The following is a 20,926-nucleotide window of genomic DNA, read 5'->3' as shown; positions in this document are numbered from 1 at the left end:
TTCAAACTCACCAAGACCCGCCCCGTTGTTTGAGGACGAGCGATGTTTATTTTGCCTTCACCCCCGATGCGCCGCCCTGGACGTTCCCTGCTCGCTTTAATATTCATCCTTGGTTTCAGTGCATCGGTTCAGGCAGCGGATCTGCCTGAGTTGGATGTCGACGCCAAGCTCGATTTGCTGTGGATCGGCATCAGCGCCGTTCTGGTGTTCTTTATGCAGGCCGGTTTCTGCCTGCTGGAAACCGGTTCGATCCGCAAAAAGAACAGCTTTAATGTCGCGGTCAAAAACATGTCCGACCTGCTGTTGTCGGTGATCGGTTTCTGGATGATCGGTTATGCGCTGATGTTTGGCAGCTCGGTCGGCGGCTGGTTTGGCACCAGCGATTTCTTTTTCAGCGACAGCCACGCCCCCTTCGACATCATGTTCTTTTTGTTCCAGATGATGTTCGCCGGTACCGCCGCCACCATCGTCTCCGGTGCTGTGGCCGAGCGCATGCACTTCAGCGGTTATCTGATTATTTCGGTGGTCATCGCCGCTTTGATTTATCCGCTGGTCGGCCACTGGATCTGGAACGGCGACGGCTGGCTGGCGCAACGCGGCTTTATCGATTTCGCCGGTTCCACCGTGGTGCACTCAACCGGCGCCTGGCTGGCGCTGGCGGGCATCATCGTGCTGGGGCCACGCTTTGGGCGCTTCACCGCCGACGGCAAAGTCAGCCCAATGATGGGACACGACTTGCTACTGACGACGCTCGGTGTCTTCATTCTTTGGTTTGGCTGGTTCGGTTTTAACGGCGGCAGTGAGCTGGCGTTCGACAGCGCCGTACCGGGCATTCTGTTTAACACCACCCTGGCCGCTGCCGCTGGTGGCGCCACCTGCCTGATCCTGGGTCGTTTAATCAGCCCGGTGATTCGCATTGAGCTGATTCTCAATGGCGTGCTCGGTGGCCTGGTCGCCGTTACCGCCGGTTGCGCCGTGCTGCATCCGACTGGGGCCGTCATCATCGGCGCCAGCGGTGGCTTGATCGCGCATTTCGCCAGCGAATTCCTGCTGCGTATCTGTAAGCTCGACGACCCGGTCAGCGCGGTTGCTGTCCATGGTTTTGCGGGCGCCTGGGGCACGCTGGCACTGGCTTTTCTGGCGCCGGTGGAGAATCTCAATCACGGCATGATGACGCAGCTGGGCGTGCAGACACTGGGGGTTGGCGCAGTGCTGCTGTGGTCTTTGGGTACTGGCTTTATTCTGTTCCTGGCCTTGAAAGCGACCAAGATGCTGCGCGTCTCTGAGGCGTTTGAAATTCAGGGTTTGAATGTGTCCGAACACGGCGCGTCCAACAGTTGGCTCGATACCTTGCGCGCCATGCAGAGCGTCATTGAAAGCAAGGATTTGTCGACCCGGGTCGAGGTGGAAATCGGCAGCGAAGCCGGTGAAGTGGCGGCCTGTTTCAACGCCATGATGGATCAGTTCGAAGGTAATATGCGACGCATGGCAGTGACCTCGACCGAGGTCGATAAAAGCGTCCGCGCCCTGCTGGAATTCAATCAGCAGACCCGCGCTCGTCTGGCCGAGCAGGAAAGCAACAGCCAGGCGATCGGCGAATCGGTCCAGGCGCTGCACGAACAGTTAAAAGCCATCACCCTTCAGACCGCTGAGGTCAATGAGGTGTCCGATCGGGCCAGTTCGGAAATGCAGGGCACGGCCGGTACCATTGCCACCGCAGGCACGGCGGTGGCCACCATGAAAACAAGCATCAACAAAGCCGCTGAACTGTTAGGCCACCTGGATCAGCGCATTATCGATGTCGGTGATGTCACCACCATGATCAACACCATCGCCGAACAGACCAATTTACTGGCGCTCAACGCCGCCATCGAAGCGGCCCGAGCCGGCGACAGCGGTCGTGGTTTTGCGGTGGTCGCCGGTGAAGTGCGCAGCCTGGCAAAACAAACGCAACAATCGACGCTGCGCATCAGTGGTTTGATCGAGCAACTGCGCGCTGACGCCGAGCGCGTTAAAACCGCCATCAGCGACGGTGTTGAACAGGCCAACAGCAGCACCGAAACCATCGACAACACCGGCCGTGCCTTGCAGCTGATTCACGCAGCCATCGATGGCATGAACCAGATCAGCCATTCCGTGGCTGACACCGTCCGCATTCAGGAGCAGGCTACCGAAACTATTCGCGCCAGCGTGGAACGCATTCACGATACCGCTCAGCAAACCGGCCGGGATATGAGCGACCTGATCAACGACAGCAATCAACTGGAACAGGCCAGTCGCGATATTGCCCAGGCAGTCGCGCAATATCGCTTGCTGCACTGAAACCACAGACATAAAAAAGCCCGCTCAGGCGGGCTTTCTTATGTTGGCGGACAACAACGCTTCAAGCCGGCGTCATCGGCCCGCCTTTTTCCAGCGCCCGCTGATACGCCGGGCGGGCACGCAAACGCTCAAGATAGTGTTGCAGTGCCGGGTAGGCGTCCAGGCCAAAACGACTGGCCGCCGCTTCCAGCGGAAAACTCATCTGGATATCGGCGGCGGTCAGTTTGTCGCCGGCAAGCCAGTCGCGGCCATCGAGCCAATCGTTGAGCACCTTCAGGTGCGTGGTGACCTGAGGCTTGAGAAAGGTTTCGACGGCTTTCTGGCTGATCATGCGGGCAATGGGCCGGATAAAAAACGGCATCTTGCCTTGTGGGATTTTACGGAAAACCACGGTCATGACCATCAGCGGCATCAGTGAGCCTTCGGCATAATGCAGCCAGTAAAGGTAATCACTGCGACCCGGCTCACCCGGCGCAATGCCCAGACCGGATTCCGGGTTTTCTTCAACCAGGCTTTCCAGAATGGCACCGCTTTCAGCCAGAGTACGATCATCCAGCGTCAGCACTGGCGACTTGCCCAAGGGATGCACTTCGCGCAACTCCTTCGGCGCCAGCCAGGAGGCGTTGCGAGGATACCGCTTCACCTCATAAGACCGACCCATTTCTTCGAGCAACCAGAGCACCCGATGCGAGCGGGAATACTCCAGATGATGAACGGTCAGCGTTTCAGGGTTGGACAAGATACATCTCCAGGCCGGCCAGATCAGCTTCACTCAACTGACCCGCAGCTTCTTTCAATTGCAGACGGTCAAACACATAGTTGTAACGCGCTTCGGAGTAAGCCTGGCGCGCCTGGAACAACGCCTGCTGGGCATTGAGCACTTCAACAATGTTACGGGTGCCGACTTCGTAGCCCACCTGAGTGGCTTCCAGCGCGCTTTCGCGAGAGGCCACAACCTGCGCCTGCGCCTGAATATTCTGCACGTCGGTTTGCACCTGATGGTAGAGGTTGGTGACCTGAACGCTGATGCTGCGCTTAAGCAATTCCAGGTTTTGCTCGGCGATGTTGTTATTCAGACCGGTGGTCAGAATTTCCGATGAGGTCGCACCGCCAGTGTAAATGGGTATCGAAAGTGAAAGCGCCACCGTTGACGTGGTCCGTTCGCTGAAATCAGTGCCATCAGCCAGTGGGTCGTTGTATCTCATGCTAGCGTTAGCACTCAATACGGGCAGCCGGTTATTACGGCGCGCTTGCAGTTCTTTCTGACCCGAGGCCAGGCCTTGTTCGGCCGCCAGCACATCAGGATGATTGGCCAGGGCGAAATCGACCCAGTCCTGCAATTCGCCTTCGGCAGGCATTTCAACGGGCAACTCATCACCGAGTGTCAGCACCGAATCCGGTGTTTCACCGATCAGCACGGACAGATTCTGCAGCGCAGTGCTGGCGCTGTTGCGGGCCTGGATCAAGGCAACACGAGTTTCATCCAGTGTCGCCTGGGCATCCATAACATCGGTTACCGTCACCAGACCGACTTCATAACGCTGTTCGGTCTGCTCGAACTGACGCTCAACCGCGGCCAACTGGGCAGCGATGGAATCGCGCGCATCCTGGGCACGCAGAACGTTCAGGTAAGCTTCGGCAACGCGCACCATCAAGTCTTGCATGGCGGCTTCGGTCTGGATTTCGACGCGCGACGCATTCAGTTTCAAAGCGCTGTAGGCATCGACCGCCGCCAGCGCAAAGAGGTTTTGCGACACAGTGATGCTGGCAGACGCTGCCTGGCAGTTTTCAAAGTCTGGGTTCAACTGATAATCAGCTTGGCCTCTGGCTTCACAAGCACTGGAGGCACTCCAGCCAGCTTCAGCATTCACCGACGGCAACAGTCTGCTCAAACCACTTTGCACCTGCACCGCCGCGTTTTCTTGATTCAGCCGCTGCACGGCAATTTCAGGATCTTTGTCCAAAGCCTGATGGTAGACATCCATCAGGGAAACCTGAGCCCAGGCACCAGAAGTAACGACCAGTGTCAGGGCACCAGCCAGGGTTCGTAAACGCATCACGCTGTCTCTTCAAAGCTAGGATGAATGGGGTGGCATCATTATGCGGACAACGACTGGCATTTCGCAGCCCATGCGCCCGACTTTACGCCAATAGGTCGACATTGTGGCGATGCCCGTCAAGGCAAAACAGCCCCAAAAGTCACGCCCTGCTTTATATTGTTGGCAACCGAATATCCCGCCTTATCCACTACCAGGCACTGTGTCATACTGGCCGACCCTGACGATACCAGCGCATTTAACATCCGCTTGCAGCAACCTTTGAGGACCGCATGAAACGCGATACCGACGATTTTCAGTTTCGCATCGACCAGCGCGAAGCACTCTATCGAGGCTTTTATCAGATGGATCGCCTGACCATCAGCCACCAGCGTTTCAATGGCGGCGAGCAAAGCATCACGCGCGAAATGATGGACCGCCTGGATGCCGTCTGTGTGTTGCTGGTCGATCTGTCAGTGGATGAGGTGGTGTTGATCGAACAATTCCGCGTCGGTGCCATCAAGACGCCCAACCCCTGGTTGCTCGAAGTGGTGGCGGGTTTGATCGACAAGGATGAGTCACCCGAAGAAGTGGCGCGCCGCGAAGCCATTGAAGAAGCCGGTGTTGAACTCGGCCGTCTGCACCCCATTTCGCACTATCTGCCTTCACCCGGCGGCAGCAACGAAAGCGTCTATCTTTATATAGCCGAAGCCGATGCCAGCACTGCCAAAGGCGTGCACGGCCTGGACGAGGAAGGTGAAGATATCCGCGTGCTGCGCGTGCCTTTCACACAAGCCTTTGCCGCCTGCCAGGACGGCACCATCAATAACGCCGCTGCGCTGATTGCCTTGCAGTGGTTACAGCTGAATGTCGACTGGCTGCGCCAACACTGGAGTCAATAAGGGGCTTATGCCAAAACGCTACGTACCTGACCTGCCGGAACAGAATGCCCTCAGCGAGGCGAATTTTCTGCGTCTGGAAAAACTGCTGGGCGATCTGGATCAACCCCAGTATCGCTTTCATTGGTACGGCAGCACCGCGGCACCGGTGCAGATGGAAGTGGCCATTATTGAGCGCTTCAAATTCACCTCCACGCTGATTCTAACCAAGTCCAACCCGGCCTTGCCCGCACCGATTCAGGATATGCAACTGACCATCCGCATGTACCACGATGCCCGCATGGCCGAAGTGGTCAGCTGGGATAATGGTCGCCAATTGTCAGGCGTCTATCCCTACCCCAATGAGCGGATGTATCAGATTGACGAAAAAGCGCAGGCCAACCTGTATCTGGGTGAATGGCTGGCACATTTACTACGCCACGGCATTGCTGAACCGGCCTGGACAGCTCAGTGACAAGACGACGCCCAAAAAAATCATAATCGTTGTAATAATCGTTTAAACGCCGCCACGAGGTCGCTTTTAGCGCTACTTTGGTGTACAAATAACGCTCTACAAACGGACTTCAGGCTTTGATTTTGACTCACCAAACTCTGAATATCGTGCAGATCACCGATCCCCATTTGCACGCCAGCCAGGATGGCACTCTGCTGGGTATGAACACCCAAGAAAGCCTGGATCACATCCTTGAACGCATCCAGGCAGAACAGAATCATATCGATCTGCTGCTGGCCACGGGCGACATCGCTCAGGATGGTTCGGTCGAAGCCTACCGCCGCTTTATTCAACTGATGCAACCGCTGAACGCACCGCTGCGCTGGACAGCGGGCAATCACGATAAGCGCGACAACATGAAAGCCGCGCTCGAAGGCCACGAGTCCATAGGCCGGCCATGCTACGAATTCGACAACTGGGTGGTCATCCTGCTCGACTCCACCGTGCCCGGAAAAGTCTACGGTCACCTGGCCGACGACCAACTGGCACTGCTCGACCAACTGCTCACCCAACACTCAAACAAACACGCCCTGGTCACCTTCCATCATCATCCTTGCTCCATGGGCAGCGTGTGGATGGACAAGATCGGCATCAATAACCCGGATGCACTGCAGGCCATATTAAGCCGTCACAACAACGTTCGCTGTCTGCTCTGGGGCCATGTGCATCAGGCCAGTGACCGGGTGTTTGACGACATTCGCTACCTGTCGACACCCTCGACCTGCGTGCAGTTCACACCGCAATCGGCAGATTTCGGTGTCGACACCGCCGGCCCCGGCTACCGCTGGCTACAGCTGCACGCCGATGGCCAGATCGACACCGGCTTGTCCCGCGTGGAAGATGTCGATTTCGAGATCGACTTCGGCAGCCAGGGCTATTAAGTACATCTGGAAGCCTCGGAACAACTCCCCCAGGACTCAGAGGGAGTTATTCAGAGGCTCCCTAACTCCCTGAAATTTCAGTCGAAACTCGACGCCGGCGGCGTCGGGGCAGTATCCTTGAGCCTATTCAACCCGGCCCAGCGCCGAACCCGTTTTTGTACGAGGCAAACCGCAACATGAGTCAGAGCAGTTATTCGGCCGATGCCATCGAGGTACTCAGTGGTCTCGACCCGGTGCGTAAGCGCCCGGGCATGTACACCGATACCAGCCGCCCCAACCACCTGGCCCAGGAAGTCATCGATAACTCGGTCGACGAAGCCATCGGCGGCTATGCCAACAGCATCGAGGTGGTGCTCTACAAAGACAACTCCCTGTCGGTGGCCGATAACGGCCGCGGCATGCCGGTCGATATCCACCCCGAGCACGGCGTACCGGGCATCGAACTGATCCTTACCCGACTGCACGCCGGCGGTAAATTCTCCGGCAAGAACTACCAGTTCTCCGGCGGCTTGCACGGTGTCGGGGTCTCGGTGGTCAACGCCTTGTCGCAGCTGTTGGAAGTAGCCGTCAAACGCGACGGCAAGATCTACCGCATGGGTTTTGCCGACGGCGAAAAGGCCTCCGACCTGGAAGAAATCGGCACCTGTCCGAAACGCGAAACCGGTACCACGGTGCGTTTCCTGCCCGATCCCAAATATTTCGACAGCGGCAAATTTCTGGTCAGCCGGCTGCGCCATGTGTTGCGCGCCAAGGCGGTACTCTGCCCCGGCCTGAGCATCACTTTCTATAACGAAGAAAAAGACGAAACCGACCACTGGTTCTACGAAGATGGCCTGCGCGATTACCTGCATTCAGCCACGGCGGTTTACGACCCGCTGCCCGCCGAACCCTTTGTCGGTAGTTACAGTAGCGAAGAGGAAGCGGTCGACTGGGCGGTACAATGGCTGCCCGATGGCGGCGAAGGCGTACAGGAAAGTTACGTTAACCTGATTCCTACGGCCCTGGGTGGCACCCACGTTAATGGCTTGCGCCAGGGCCTGCTCGATGCGTTGCGCGAATTCTGCGACTACCGTGGTTTACTGCCACGCGGCGTCAAACTGAGCCCGGAAGACGTCTGGGACAAATGCCATTACGTGCTGTCGTACAAGCTGCGCGATCCGCAGTTTTCCGGCCAGACCAAAGAGCGGCTGTCGTCGCGCCAGGCTTCGGCCTTTATCGCCGGCATCGTAAAAGACGCCTTCGCACTGTGGCTGAATCAGCACACCGATCTCGCCGATCAGATTGCTGAACTGGCCATCAACAACGCCCAATCGCGCCTCAAACAAGCCAAGAAAGTAGCGCGCAAAAAAGTCACTCAGGGTCCGGCACTGCCGGGCAAACTGGCCGACTGCTCGGGCGTCGAAAGCGCTCGCTCAGAGCTGTTTCTGGTGGAAGGTGACTCAGCCGGCGGCTCCGCCAAACAGGCGCGCGACCGAACCTTCCAGGCGATCATGCCGCTGCGCGGTAAGATTCTGAACACCTGGGAAGTCGACAGCAACGAGCTGCTGGCCAGCCAGGAAGTGCACGATATCGCCGTTGCTCTGGGCGTTGATCCAGACACCGACAACATCGAAGGTTTGCGCTACGGCAAGGTCTGTATTCTCGCCGATGCCGACTCCGACGGTTTGCATATTGCTACCTTGCTGTGCGCTCTGTTCGTCAAACACTTCCGCACCCTGGTCGATAACGGCCACGTGCACGTTGCCATGCCGCCGCTGTACCGCGTCGATGTCGGCAAAGAAACCTTCTACGCCCTGGACGATTCTGAACGCGACGGCATTCTCGATCGCATCAAGGCGGAGAAGAAAAAAGGCAAACCGCAGGTCACCCGATTTAAAGGCTTGGGTGAGATGAATCCCATCCAGCTGCGCGAAACCACCATGGACCCGAACACCCGCCGGCTGGTGCAACTGCGCATCGAAGCCGAAGACAGCGAAGCGACCCGCGAAGTCATGGACATGATGCTGGCGAAAAAACGCTCCGGCGATCGCAAAACCTGGCTGGAATCCAAGGGTAATCTGGCGGATGTGGTGAGCTGAATGTGAATTTTACCGCCGTTGTTCAGTGATGTCCTTGTAGCGCAGCGAAAAGGGCATCCGGTGGAAGGCCGTCAGGCCCGGAACGTACTGGAACACTTTGTTAAGCATTACTTTGGTTTACTGTGTCTACTATGAGGTTATATAGCTCTGAAGCGGCTAGGCGCGCACTCTCAGTTTCTAGGTTTTTAAACCAGACAAGATGTCCGCTAGCAGTGTACCGAGAATTTTCATTCGCATACTGCTTGAAGATATTTATTGCACTATCACGAAGCCTTGTTCCGAGACCTTCAAGAACCTCGTCAACTTCTTTCGAGTACGTAATATAGTCCCAGTGGACATCTGCATACTTGGTTCGTATCTTCACCGTGATAAAGGGAATCTGGTTTGTCACACACTGGTCAAACCATGCGTTCTCTTTCTCCACGCTGACATCATTTCGCGGAATTTCTACGAATTTATACATGACACTCCTCAAGTGCTTACGCTTGTTAGCTGCGGGCATACTCGGTCCACCTTACGATGGGACCTCGCCCCATTTGTACAGACATATAGACGCTGCGGAAACACCCAAGGTCCTCAATACGAGTGCTCGCCCAGGCCTCCTTCATGAAACGGAGCGAATGCGAATTGAATAGCGGATACATGATAGGGACGACAAGGTAGCCTGGTCCGAAAGCCTCTCTACTGGCAATGTACGAACGCTTCTCAAGTTTCTTCCGAATGACGTCAACAAACCGTTCGGCAAATTGGGCATCTGAGCCAATAAACGGCCCGCTGCCAATTGACTTATGATTTTCTCCGGGAGTCGCGTAGGAGTATTCATCCTGTGCGAAGGCATCGCTCCAGAATGCATCCGTCACTTCAACCCATCGAGTAGTACGTCTCGATCTGATGATTGCCTCGGGCGGATTCGGCTCAGCCACCACTTCAAACCGGGCCCGATATCTAGAGTTAAGCCAATCAATGAAGGCTGCGACTTGCGCCCGCTCATGTGCCTGCTGTGTGTTACGACGTCTGTTCATTAGCAGTGTCTACTGTTCGTGGGTAACTCGGGCAGCTAACGCCCTCATTTGCGGCTGGTTTGTAGCGCAGCGGAAAACCAGTCCGACAACATGCGCTTGTTACGTGTTTTGCATTGATAGTGGATGTGTAGCGGACTCAAAGAAATAAACCTCCTTTTCTACCTTTGCAAAATAGGCTCTGATATTACTTGCAAAAGCTTCTTTATCCGCAGCTTCCAATTCGGAGTAGACACTAAATGCCAACTTCTCGGCTGGAGACTTCTTGAGGGCAGATAAAATATGTTCATCGTATTCCTTATCAAGGCCGTGACCATAAACAACCGTATTATTTTCACAGTTCAGGAGATTATCGTAACAAAAACTAAGATAATAGTTTTCACGTATCCTCTTTAATTTCATATCGGACTTTCCTTCTGATATAAACAGCGGCGTATCACCCATACTTTTTGAACTAATTATGTCAGAAAGTGTTCGGTCTTCTGACGCTGTAACTTTATATACGACACCGTCTGGATCACTTTTTAAATGTACTGCACCATGAAGATAGTAAATTGGTCTTTTTCTGTCCCAGATTTCAGTATCAGACAGGTCAAATTCACAACCTCTAGACCAGAAATAATCGCAGAATCCTCGAAACGAAAACGCCCCCATCAATGACCAGTAGGGAATTAAATCGTAATTGGTTGTAAAGATGGATCTATACTTTTTTAGCTCTTTAGCAACGTGCTCAATTGGAACGTCAGAGTACATCACATGTGATTGTGAAACTGCCTCAATTAATGACTTTTGAACATTGGAATATAGCTGCTTAATAGCATCTTGGTTATAAAAATTCACTAGGCTGGCATGGTAAATTACCCGAAGAACCTCCTCAAAGTTATGTGTATTAACTTTGTATTCGTTAAATAAATCCCTTGCAAGGGGGTACATTGGAATTTCATATCGATCAATTTGATCCAAGAGCGACTCATATCTAAATAGATCACTAATTCCAATGCTGAACCCGTTACCTAACAAAAGAGTCTTGAACCGGTGTCCTCTGATGTCTTCCCAATCTAAAATCATTACTCAATTCTTGGTCTATACACGTAACGCATCAATAACCGGCGCAGCTTTGCTGAGTCCGGCGCCGTAGGCGCGTAGTTGATTGACTTGTTAGATTAATAGTAATCGACACGATCAATAAGCTCTTTTCCTCGCCACTGAGTGTTTGGAGCAGCCAAATAGGCAGAACCATAATTCTCGTAGGCTTCAAAATTTACGGAGATATCTTCTTGTAATCCAGCCGTAAAATTATCAATTAAATTATGAAAATTTTTCCAGTTCGATATTTCAAATGATTTTGGTGTCGGAATCTTAGTTAGTAAATTTTCGTATCGTTCCCTGGCAGACGGATGTGTTTTGTAACTCCAAGGGCTAGATGGGAACATGACGTCACAAGCTGCCTGATAAAGCTCTAAACAACCAAACCAAAGCAAGGCTGAATGGAGAATCTCTCCAGTTTCCAAATCAGAATAGTTTGGCAAGAGGATAGACTGCACATCAGCTTCAAACTCATTTTTTTGAGAGTTATTGAAAACCTTCTCACGCCTATATTCATCATCATTGGGGCTTATAGCGTGAAATATTGGTTGGCTTATTGAGGCGCTTTTATCCAGGTGACCTAGAATATGGTGAGCAAATTCATGGCCTGCTATAAACTGCTTTTGCAGTTTTATGGGTGCGTGTATTGCAGCAGCAACGTCTGCGGGGATAATGCCTCTAGGATCCATTAGGAAGTCCATGCTTTCTGTTTTTAGCATGGTACGTATAGCTATACGCAGCGAATTAAATCTGACTTCCATTGGAACATCAGAATCGAAATCCAAGAGCGCCAGATGACTAAACTTTAAAAAAAAAGTTAGAGAGTCACTGATGGTTGTTATAACGCCGTATTCTGAATTAAAGATAATCCCATTGGGGTCATTAGAAAATATATCGCCATAGGTTACTTTTCTGCACTCATCCCTGTGTTCTGGATCCAGTCTATCAAGAACGTCTTTATAATGAGATTGATCGAATGAGCCTTCTAGCGACCATTTTTTTTCATCTGCTAAAGCCTTATTGCGGTATACCCTATACAGCCTCATATGATCAACGATAGTGTCAGCCCTGAGCTTCAAAAGATGATCATTTGCATTTTTTACGTTAAAGATGCGATCTATTTCAGACTCATTGCATACTGGTCTGTAAAAGTGTTTTTGAGCCTCAATGTTTTCCATAGATGTACCGTATAATCTAACGCCCATAGCAACGGCGGCTGGAACGAAGCAAAGCGAAGTGTAAGCCGTCCAGCCCGCGCTTTTTGCGGGCGTGTTGCCTATGTTTGTTAAATGTATTTTTCGCTAAGAACTTGGATATCTGCATAACCTTCTTTCCACTTTGGCCATTCATCCATGAGATGGAGATGACGATAATCCTCACCTAACCCTTCCATTTCGTCGGCAGCGGATAGCAAAAAGGCGGCAAGGTCTCTTAAGATTTCTGGTGATGCCATAATCCCAACATCACTTAAGACCATGCAACCATCAAGTTCTGTATCTTCCTTTTTATAACCAGTTATCTTCATGACTACTTTTACATTTAACATCTGATTCTATGTCGTTTACGACGTATATCTAGAAACCAGCCTACTATCTAGACTGCCCCGGGTCCTCCTAAAGCCCGCCGGGAGGGCTTACCGCAGGATGCGCCTAAACTATCAATGCTTCGAGATAGGTGCCTCTTCAGCCTATATATCCTGGATAAATCGTCACTTTAGACGACTATCCACGAATCACCGGGAATAGTCGTCGTGCCCCAACCAATTTTTGATTCATGCGGCACAGAAATCCTCTGTTGGAAACTTGGCCGGCATCAATAAACGGGTAACGTGCCACACCTTCCGCCATTCCTTCGCGACAGAACTACTGCGCCAGGGTGCAGGCCTGCGCAATATTCTGGAGTTCCTGGGGCATTGTTCCATCGAGACAACGCAGATCTACACTCTTGTTGTGGGGTTGCACGAGCGGGGCATGGGCAGTCCAGTTGATCAGTGCTGATGCGGTTTAGGGCACGCTACCGCCCGGCCGGTTACGGGGCACGCCACGGATACGGTTTATGGACCTAGCAATACCGCTATCTGTGAAGTTGGTCAATGTTAGTGGGCGCGTTTCTGTCCGGTATTGGTGCGGTTGGGGGCCAGAACGGCATGTCGAGCTGTTCGCTGCCCAAACCGCCGCTGATATTCGCAAGTGGCGCGTTTGAAGCCGCGCTGCTCTGGGGTACGGCTTACTCGCCGGCCAGGAGGAGGTGGTAGCCTAGCGCGCCCATCCTACTTGCCAGCCTGAGCTGCCAGAAAGGTCGGTGGGTACAGGATTGCAGCGAGGCTGACCGATAACAACAGGTCTGCAGGTCATAGTCTGAAACTTTGGCAATGAACCCTTTAAAAGTGGCTTCAAGTCAGCAAAAGACCGCACCTGGAAAGAAAATCGAAGAAGCCTCAACGATATGTATGAATTACAGATGGTTTGGGAAAGCTGAAGGGCTTCAGAGCAACCCAGTATTTCAGGAGTAAGAGTTTCCCGACTGGGTTCCTCCTCGCGATTAAAGGAGAACATGGCTTAGTGAGAGAAGTTGAAAATTTTCCAGTTTTACTTCACCCCCTGTCGTTTAGAGCATTGATGCTTTAGATAGGGCGTTTCCAGGCATTATGGACAATTTATGGTCGCAACAACACGACTATTGCAGGCTGAATAACTCTCTACGAATAACTGCGGTTGGAAATTTGGGGGATTACAGTCTGACTAGTCTCTGGACGAACTCGAAAACAAGCACTTGGACGTGTATAAGTGTTGATGAAAAATGTACCACCTTTGATGCTAAGCCTTGGGACTAGGCCCGCAGGTAAAGAAATACGAGCCTTGGCATGGCTTTTGCTGAATCAGTTAAACCACGCCATTGAAACTCTTCATCAACGCCGCCGCCGCCCAAGGAGTGAAAAGCACTAACATCCATCTGAGCTAGACCACCCATCGTGGATCGCTCAGGCTATTGGAGAGAATTCACTCCACCAACCAAGGGATTAAACAATAATAATGTCCGACACCGATTTAGTCCGCGCAAGTCGAGATGGAGATCAATTTCACTATTTGTGGGCGGCACGCCGATGCCTTCTTCTTCTTTTTCCAAATACAACTTTAAAAGCCATTACGATCGAAGGTGCGTCATCCTCAGAAGGAGGCACCTCTAGACCTGTTACAGAAGGAGAAGAACTCATTGATGTCGGAGAATATTACGGCAGTGCCACGCTAGAAAAGGCAACATGCATCAGATATGTCCAGGTCAAGCATTCGACACTAAGAATCGACAAAAATTGGCCACCCAGCGAGCTTAAAAAGACCCTGTCCCGATTTGCAGAAAGATATAAAGCTATTCAGGAGCGATACCCCAATGAGAACTTGGAGAACAAGTTGGAATTCTGGTTTGTTTCTAACCGCCAGATTAACAGTTCTTTCTTGGAAAGCATTCGGGAAGCAGGTAGCGACAGAAAGATTCAAAATCAAACCAATCAATCAAAGCTCGAAAAATTCACCGGGCTTAGCGGAGCATCATTGGTAAGTTTCTGCAAGCTACTCCATCTTGATGAAAGTCACTCAGGATTATGGAACGCATGGAATTTGTTAAACCACGATCTCAAAAACTACCTGCCAGATATTGACGTTGACGCGCCTATTTTACTCAAAGAACTAGTAACCAAGAAGGCCCTGTCCTCTAGTGCAGAGAATCCTGAAATCACCAAGATGGATGTACTGAGAGTATTGAACACAGACGAAGACTACCTATTTCCAGCTCCGTGTCTCATAAAAGATACAGCTCACATGGTTCCTCGCGAGCAAGAGCCAGAAATTCATAAAAGGATAGTAGATTCAAATATTCCCATTATCATTCATGCAGATGGTGGTGTTGGAAAATCTATACTTGCAACACGCATCAAGTCAGGTCTGCCAACAGGATCAGTGGGTGTACTATATGACTGCTTTGGTGATGGGCAATATCGTAGCGCCAGTGGGTACAGACACCGGCACAAAGATGCCTTGGTACAAATCTCGAATGAATTGGCATCTCAAGGCTTATGCCACCCATTAATTCCAAGCCGTCATGCAGAGCCTTCAGCTTATGTGAAAGCTTTCATCTACCGCCTTAGGCAAAGCATCAATTCCTTGAGAAGTCAGAATCCAGATGCACTTCTTTGCATCGTTATAGATGCAGCAGACAACGCACAAATGGCAGCTGAGGAAATTGGCGAAAACCGATCATTTGTCAAAGATTTAATACGAGAACGAGTACCGGAAGGGGTACGTTTTGTCTTTTTATGTAGGACTCATCGTCAAGAGTATTTAGCACCGCCAACAGATGTTCTTCGGATTAACCTATCCCCTTTTAGCTTAGCTGAAACGACTGCACATTTGACCCAAACGTTTCCTGAGGCGACTGAACAAGACATCCACGAATTTCATCGCTTAAGCTCCCATAACCCGCGAGTCCAAGCACTCGCGCTGTCTCAAAACTACCCCCTTAACGAAACTTTACGGGCACTAGGCCCGAATCCAACCACCGTTGAAGATACGATTGGCAACTTATTAGAAAAATCCATATCAAAACTTCAGGACGCTGCAGGGACTGTAGAGAGAACTCAAATAGATAAAATCTGTGCAGGTATTGCCGCACTCCGCCCACTGATCCCCATATCTGTTTTGGCATCTATGTCGGGAGTCAGTGAAGCAGCGATCAAGAGTTTTGCACTTGACCTCGGCCGCCCCCTGCTGATCAGTGGCAATACAATTCAATTCTTCGATGAGCCAGCCGAAACATGGTTTAGAGAGAAATTCAAACCAACCGACTCTGCGCTGACAGACTTCGTATCAGGATTAAAACCACTCTCCTTAAACAGTGCATATGTCGCATCCAGTTTACCCCAACTTCTACTAGAAGCAGGACAATTCACTGAACTTGTCGAACTTGCACTATCTTCTGATGGTCTCCCAATTGATAACCCCATCGAGAAAAGAGATGTCGAGTTACAGCGCCTCCATTATGCGCTTAAAGCCAGTCTACGTAATAAGCGTTACACCGATGCAGCAAAATTAGCCTTGAAAGCTGGCGGTGAAAGTGCCGGAGATGAACGTCAGCGTCGATTGCTGCAAGCAAATACTGACTTAGCTTCAAAATTCTTGGACAGCGACCGCATACAAGAACTCGTTTCTAGGCGCACATTTGGTTCAGGATGGGTAGGGTCTCACCATGCTTACGAAGCCGGATTATTATCTGGACGCAGTGAACTTCTAGGTGATGCTGGATCCAGGTTAAGAATGGCTCATGAATGGTTAGAAAATTGGAGCCGACTTCCAGAGGAAGAGCGACAAAATGAAGAGATTACAGATAGTGATATTCTGGAAATAGCAATCGCTCAATTAAACATCTATGGAGCACAAAGCTGCGCTGATTATCTCCGTCGATGGCGACCTCGTAGCATTTCATTCCGCATTGGCAAAATTTTAGCGATCCGACTTATTGATCATGGTCGTTTCAGCGAACTCGATGACCTCGCGATAGCCGCAGGAAACAATTTTTGGCTCTCGCTTGCCATTATACAAGAACTAAGGGAGGTATACCGAACTCCACCAAAGGGCATCGTTGAAAAAGCCCTTCGGCTCGTTACCAGCCGACATATCACACTAAAAGACAACGATCATTGGCACAATGAGGGTGCTTCCTCTATCGAGATGATCACAACACTTGTCGAATTAGCGCATAGACTGTCTGTGAGCAATCGAAGTGTTTTGATTGCACTATTAAGCCGCTATATGCCCGCATCACCTCCGCGTGGCCTCGCATCACGCCATGGTGGACTTCATATTCCTTTACTTCGCGCCTATATGCTCAAGGCCGCGCTTACTGGCCAAAAACTCGACGTAATTGAGCTAGCTCACGATGAATTACGGAAAGAGTTAGAAACAACCAAGTCGTATTCCGAATCTCAGGAAGCTCGAGAATTCAAAGAGAGTGTCGGCGCCCTCCTACCCTGGATACAGCTATGGGCTGACGCACTAGTACATCCAATATCACTAGCCGACTTTCCAGGCAAAATCGATGATGCCAAATCTGCCGCTGAGAGTGTAAAAAAACTAAGCTACCGGGAAGATTCTGGCATTAGCAATGATACTGTCAAGATTTGGCTTGATATCCTATTAACTAATGATAAGGCTGACTTTCAGTTGATCGATACATTCGATCAGTGGATAAAAAGACTAGATCGTCCGCTACCTACAACAACACTAACAAATCTTTCACGAAAATTGTCACATTCAGATGCTCCCGCAAAATACTCATTCGACTATGCCAATCAAGCTTTCAAGCAGTGCTTTGAGGAACGTGAAGACGCTGAGTCTATGTCTGACAGTTTCATAAAGCTGGCAAGGGCGATATTAACAAAAAGCCATTCGGAAGCGGCCTTCTATTTCAATCAGGCAGTTGAGGTAGCCAGCAAAGTCGGTGATGAGAACCTGGATCGATGGGAAGCACTTCTGAACCTTTCTGAGCGCGCGGCCGTACAGGAGAAGCCAGAACCGCACTTGGCATTTCGTCTGGCCCGGTGCGCAGAACTAACCTATGCCTATGTTGTGCGCGACAAGCATTTTGATTGGACCGCCACTGTAGAGGCAATTACAGGCCTATGCGGAAGTTCATCCATTGCAATACTAAGCCGTTGGCGAGACAGAAATTTCGGGTGGTCTGAGGAAGTACTGCCTATCGCAATCAACTTCCTCGTTTCACGCGGAGATCTGAACCCTAAACTTGCTCTGACATTAACTACCATTCGCGCTCAATGGGATAAACCAAAATTACTACAGCATGCATTAGAAGCGGATATAACTAAGACAGAAAAGCAAGTTTTGTCAGATTTTCTTTACCGCTATATGACGCTTGAGGAACAAAGTGCTAAAACATGGAAGAAGTTTAAATCGATACTAGACACCCACAATATAGCCATTCCGGAAATTTCTGAGAGAATAAGCTTTATTGAACTCAAAGAGAAAACAGAAAACAAACACCATATAACCAGCGACCAATTCACTATATCTAGAAAAAGCGAGCGCAATTGGGACCAGTTATTTTCCGGTATTGATTTCAGTTCTTCAAACGATATTGCAAGTGCCTATCGAAACTTCAGAGATTCAGAGCCCCCATACTACACTGAACACTTTTTTGAAGAAGCTTGTGGTCGTGTCATTACGGGCAAAGAAGCTGAGTTTATTTCAGCAGTTGCCGAAGTCGGCGACTTCAATCTCTATCACCTACGCTACTTGCTTGAATGCCTCCCAGAGAGCTGGAAATATCGAGTTTCTTTAAAGCCAGCTCTAGCAAAAACAATAAAATTCTTCAGTCGCCGATTTTGCATGGAAATCACTAGAAACCGCCATTATGAAAGACTTCCTCTTCGCATAGCATGCGAGCTATCGGACCTCTCAGAAGAAGAAATCCTGGCAGAAGTGTTGACAGCTATCGGTGAAGCTTCTGACATCGCAAGCGCGAGCCGTTTGTTTACGTTAGTAGGCCTTCTTACACCGATGATGACTAAACAACATGCACTGGAAGCACTCTCATTCGGCTTGGACTTGCTCGATCCCGTGTTGGAGGTCAGTGATGGTGATGGCCCCTGGTCAAATAATTTCTTACCACCGCTTGATATTGAAAGCTCGCTAGCTGGATATGTTTGGGGATGCCTAGCAGCACCACGCACAAGTCTGCGTTGGGAAGCCGCCCATGTGGTTCGTGCATTTTGCACTTTTAACCTCCAACAGATAGTTAATCATTTAGTTGCATTTGCAAGTGGAGCTTCTGCCAGTGCATTTCATGATGCAAACCTGCATTTTTACGACATGCATGCGCGGTTATGGCTACTAATCGGATTATCGCGTGCTGCAAAGGACTACCCCGCTATCCTTGTCGATCACACTGATTTTCTTACTCAACTTGCATTCAATAGCGAACCTCACGTTCTAATTAGAGAGTTTGCAAAACGTACATTACTGGCAATACTTGACGCTAGCCTTATAGACCCAAAGAACAATCTTCGGTCACGGCTAATGTCCATCAACACCTCCCCATTCCCTCCTCTAGAATCAAAATCCAGTAGCTACATAAATCATGACACCTCTGAGACCGATGATGATGTAGACAATTTTTACTTCGGCATTGACATAGGGCCATATTGGTTGGCTCCACTTGGAAGATGCTTTGGCAAACCTCAATCGCTGATTGAGCGGGAAGTCTTGCGGGTAATAAGAGACGACTGGAATTTAACCACTAGCAGCCGCTGGGATGCAGATGAGCGACATAAGAGACGAATCTATCAAGATCGGGAAACTCACCACTCACATGGTTCATACCCACGTGCAGACGAGTTGCGATTTTATCTTTCCTATCATGCAATGATGGTTGCCGCTGGCAAAATTTTAAGCAGGTATCCTGTTAATAATGTCATTGACGAATGCGAGGATGATTTTTGTGAATGGTTCAGTCGCCATGATATAAGTCGTTCAGACTATGGCTGGCTTGCTGACCGCCGAGACCCACATCCGCTTGAGCAAGTCGCATGGAAAGAGGAGAAAGAATCTGAAGACTGGCGCTGGCAGCTCACACGTAGTGACTTTGATAGACTCCTTATCCCTCAAGACAATAATATCAATCTGTGGGGGCACTGGAATAGGGTGTCGGGGCGCAGAAATGAATCTATCTATATTAGCAGTGCTCTTGTCTCCTCTAGTCGTTCTACTGCTTTGCTACGCGCTTTACAAAGTGCAGTTAATCCACATTATTGTCGAATTCCTGATGCATGCGATTCGCAAATTGATTTTAATGGTTTTCAGCTTAAAGGGTGGGTTATAGATCAACCTCAAAGTAGTAGATTAGACGAATTTGATCCATGGGCAGGAGCCGTAAGTTATCCGCCACCTGCTCCTGCAGAATTTGTTATTCAGTGTATGAAACTTAAATCCGATACCGAAAATCGACGTTGGATTGTTGAAAATGAAGATACGCATAGTCTGTGCTCACATACATGGGGAAACTTTCGTGATCGAGACGATGACGATTCGAACCTAGAAAGCGGGACTCGTCTACAATCATCTCTTCAGTTTGTATTCAATCTCCTACACAGGCTAGAAATGGATTTAATTGTGAAAGTAGAAATCGAGCGGCGTCGCCGCTCCTCTCATTGGGAAAATAATTACGATGACGAAACCAGATTCATACCAGCAAGCGCCAGACTCTTCCTTATTAAAAAAGACGGTAGCATCAAAACGCTCTAGATCTGTGCTCGATTTGGGAAAAAAGCTTACCCGAGAATTGGATCTCGATCAGTCCGTAGATACTCTTGGACGCTGGATGGCCCATTATATCGCAGAGTTAATATATGATGCAGAGAATGCAGCCTCCGAAGAAAGACCATCCAGAATGCGTGATTGTAGTGAGGCTATCCTGGATCTCTGGAAGCATCGGCATGAACTACCAGATGGAAGCCGACCTTTTGAAGCCCTGAAACCAGCACTACGATCTCTTGAAAAGCTTGACCCCGATAACCACACACCAAGATTCTTTAGCAGGATAAGAGAGGCTGGCGATGACATCCAAGACACAGAGTCACAGTCTTGGCTAAAGGTTATCGACGGGATAGATTATTCTGCACGATTACTTATTCGCTATTGTTTAGCAAGAGCTGCCGAAAGTGCCCTTGAGGAATCTCAAGAATGGGCTGCACTAGCTGAAGAAGCGGGTGTGGGTGAAGACGCCGATATTTCTATTGTACGTATAATTTATAATGAACATAATCTAGAAACCAAGCCTAACCCAAGTGCAGAAGAGCAAGAGCGATTAGAGGACCGCCTCAATCGTCTAAAAGGGTTTCTTCAAATGGCTGAATCGCTAGCTTCTGATTTAGAGCAAAGACTAGAAAAAACCAAGAGCGAATCCACTTCGGAGTAGTTACAATATGCAGATAAGCTTTCCACACTATTCATGATAAAAGGTCTTAGAAGACTTACTCAGTAACGCAAAGCTGGTTTCGAGTTGGTCCCGAGACTCTATAAAAAGCTTCATCCAGTCCCACGCATTTA

13 protein-coding genes are annotated in these 20,926 nt (G+C 50.2%); 8 read left to right on the top strand and 5 right to left on the bottom strand.

What is annotated here, in order from left to right:
- Positions 1–42: 42 nt before the first annotated feature.
- Positions 43–2,322 carry an ammonium transporter gene (amt, locus tag ACXAE6_RS08775; protein ID WP_475146571.1) on the top strand — a complete coding sequence of 760 codons (2,280 nt, stop codon included), beginning with the start codon at positions 43–45 and terminating at the stop codon, positions 2,320–2,322.
- Positions 2,323–2,383: 61 nt separating this feature from the next.
- Here the strand turns inward: amt and ACXAE6_RS08770 are convergent, their stop codons facing one another.
- Positions 2,384–3,061, bottom strand: coding sequence for a glutathione S-transferase family protein (locus ACXAE6_RS08770; protein ID WP_475146570.1), 678 nt, complete (start codon positions 3,059–3,061; stop codon positions 2,384–2,386).
- Positions 3,048–4,379 (bottom strand): TolC family outer membrane protein, encoded by a 1,332-nt coding sequence (locus tag ACXAE6_RS08765; protein ID WP_475146569.1) that lies wholly within the window; start codon positions 4,377–4,379, stop codon positions 3,048–3,050. Before ACXAE6_RS08765 ends, ACXAE6_RS08770 begins: the two co-directional genes overlap by 14 nt.
- Positions 4,380–4,651: 272 nt before the next feature.
- Between ACXAE6_RS08765 and ACXAE6_RS08760 the strand changes: the two genes are divergently transcribed.
- From ACXAE6_RS08760 to parE, 4 genes are all read left to right on the top strand, one after another.
- Entirely contained in the window at positions 4,652–5,260 is a 609-nt protein-coding gene (locus tag ACXAE6_RS08760; RefSeq protein WP_475146568.1) for an NUDIX domain-containing protein, read from the top strand.
- Positions 5,261–5,267: 7 nt separating this feature from the next.
- Entirely contained in the window at positions 5,268–5,711 is a 444-nt protein-coding gene (locus ACXAE6_RS08755) for a DUF1249 domain-containing protein (protein WP_475146567.1), read from the top strand.
- Between the two features lie 122 nt (positions 5,712–5,833).
- A complete protein-coding gene (gene cpdA / locus ACXAE6_RS08750; RefSeq protein WP_475146566.1) occupies positions 5,834–6,631 on the top strand; it encodes a 3',5'-cyclic-AMP phosphodiesterase in 798 nt (265 codons plus the stop codon).
- A gap of 176 nt (positions 6,632–6,807) precedes the next feature.
- Entirely contained in the window at positions 6,808–8,709 is a 1,902-nt protein-coding gene (gene parE / locus ACXAE6_RS08745; protein WP_475146565.1) for a DNA topoisomerase IV subunit B, read from the top strand.
- A 1,121-nt stretch (positions 8,710–9,830) separates the two neighbouring features.
- Here the strand turns inward: parE and ACXAE6_RS08740 are convergent.
- The 3 genes from ACXAE6_RS08740 to ACXAE6_RS08730 all read right to left on the bottom strand — a co-directional run bounded on the left by ACXAE6_RS08740 (position 9,831) and on the right by ACXAE6_RS08730 (position 12,360).
- Positions 9,831–10,796 carry a DUF4917 family protein gene (locus ACXAE6_RS08740; protein WP_475146564.1) on the bottom strand — a complete coding sequence of 322 codons (966 nt, stop codon included), beginning with the start codon at positions 10,794–10,796 and terminating at the stop codon, positions 9,831–9,833.
- Positions 10,797–10,891: 95 nt separating this feature from the next.
- Entirely contained in the window at positions 10,892–11,992 is a 1,101-nt protein-coding gene (locus ACXAE6_RS08735) for a hypothetical protein (protein ID WP_475146563.1), read from the bottom strand.
- Positions 11,993–12,099: 107 nt separating this feature from the next.
- On the bottom strand, positions 12,100–12,360 hold the full coding sequence (locus tag ACXAE6_RS08730; protein ID WP_475146562.1) for an Imm32 family immunity protein: 261 nt from the start codon (positions 12,358–12,360) through the stop codon (positions 12,100–12,102).
- Positions 12,361–12,580: 220 nt separating this feature from the next.
- On the opposite strand from ACXAE6_RS08730, the gene ACXAE6_RS08725 reads away from it, so the two are divergent.
- The 3 genes from ACXAE6_RS08725 to avs3b all read left to right on the top strand — a co-directional run bounded on the left by ACXAE6_RS08725 (position 12,581) and on the right by avs3b (position 20,795).
- Positions 12,581–12,811 carry a tyrosine-type recombinase/integrase gene (locus tag ACXAE6_RS08725; protein ID WP_475146561.1) on the top strand — a complete coding sequence of 77 codons (231 nt, stop codon included), beginning with the start codon at positions 12,581–12,583 and terminating at the stop codon, positions 12,809–12,811.
- 1,035 nt (positions 12,812–13,846) lie between these two features.
- Entirely contained in the window at positions 13,847–20,122 is a 6,276-nt protein-coding gene (gene avs3a / locus ACXAE6_RS08720; protein ID WP_475146560.1) for an AVAST type 3 anti-phage nuclease/ATPase Avs3a, read from the top strand.
- Positions 20,046–20,795, top strand: coding sequence for an AVAST type 3 anti-phage proein Avs3b (avs3b, locus tag ACXAE6_RS08715; protein ID WP_475146559.1), 750 nt, complete (start codon positions 20,046–20,048; stop codon positions 20,793–20,795). Before avs3a ends, avs3b begins: the two co-directional genes overlap by 77 nt.
- The last annotated feature ends 131 nt before the right edge of the window (positions 20,796–20,926 follow it).

This window comes from Saccharospirillum sp. ABV4_185 (genome assembly GCF_056159245.1).
This window is presented reverse-complemented; position numbering and strand designations above follow the sequence as displayed.

Excerpts from the sequence above, each read along its gene's own strand:
- amt (WP_475146571.1), top strand. The coding sequence starts at position 43 with ATGTTTATTTTGCCTTCACCCCCGATGCGCCGCCCTGGACGTTCCCTG.
- ACXAE6_RS08765 (WP_475146569.1), bottom strand. The coding sequence starts at position 4,379 with ATGCGTTTACGAACCCTGGCTGGTGCCCTGACACTGGTCGTTACTTCT.
- ACXAE6_RS08760 (WP_475146568.1), top strand. The coding sequence starts at position 4,652 with ATGAAACGCGATACCGACGATTTTCAGTTTCGCATCGACCAGCGCGAA.
- ACXAE6_RS08755 (WP_475146567.1), top strand. The coding sequence starts at position 5,268 with ATGCCAAAACGCTACGTACCTGACCTGCCGGAACAGAATGCCCTCAGC.
- parE (WP_475146565.1), top strand. The coding sequence starts at position 6,808 with ATGAGTCAGAGCAGTTATTCGGCCGATGCCATCGAGGTACTCAGTGGT.
- ACXAE6_RS08740 (WP_475146564.1), bottom strand. The coding sequence starts at position 10,796 with ATGATTTTAGATTGGGAAGACATCAGAGGACACCGGTTCAAGACTCTT.
- ACXAE6_RS08735 (WP_475146563.1), bottom strand. The coding sequence starts at position 11,992 with ATGGAAAACATTGAGGCTCAAAAACACTTTTACAGACCAGTATGCAAT.
- ACXAE6_RS08730 (WP_475146562.1), bottom strand. The coding sequence starts at position 12,360 with ATGTTAAATGTAAAAGTAGTCATGAAGATAACTGGTTATAAAAAGGAA.
- avs3a (WP_475146560.1), top strand. The coding sequence starts at position 13,847 with ATGTCCGACACCGATTTAGTCCGCGCAAGTCGAGATGGAGATCAATTT.
- avs3b (WP_475146559.1), top strand. The coding sequence starts at position 20,046 with ATGACGAAACCAGATTCATACCAGCAAGCGCCAGACTCTTCCTTATTA.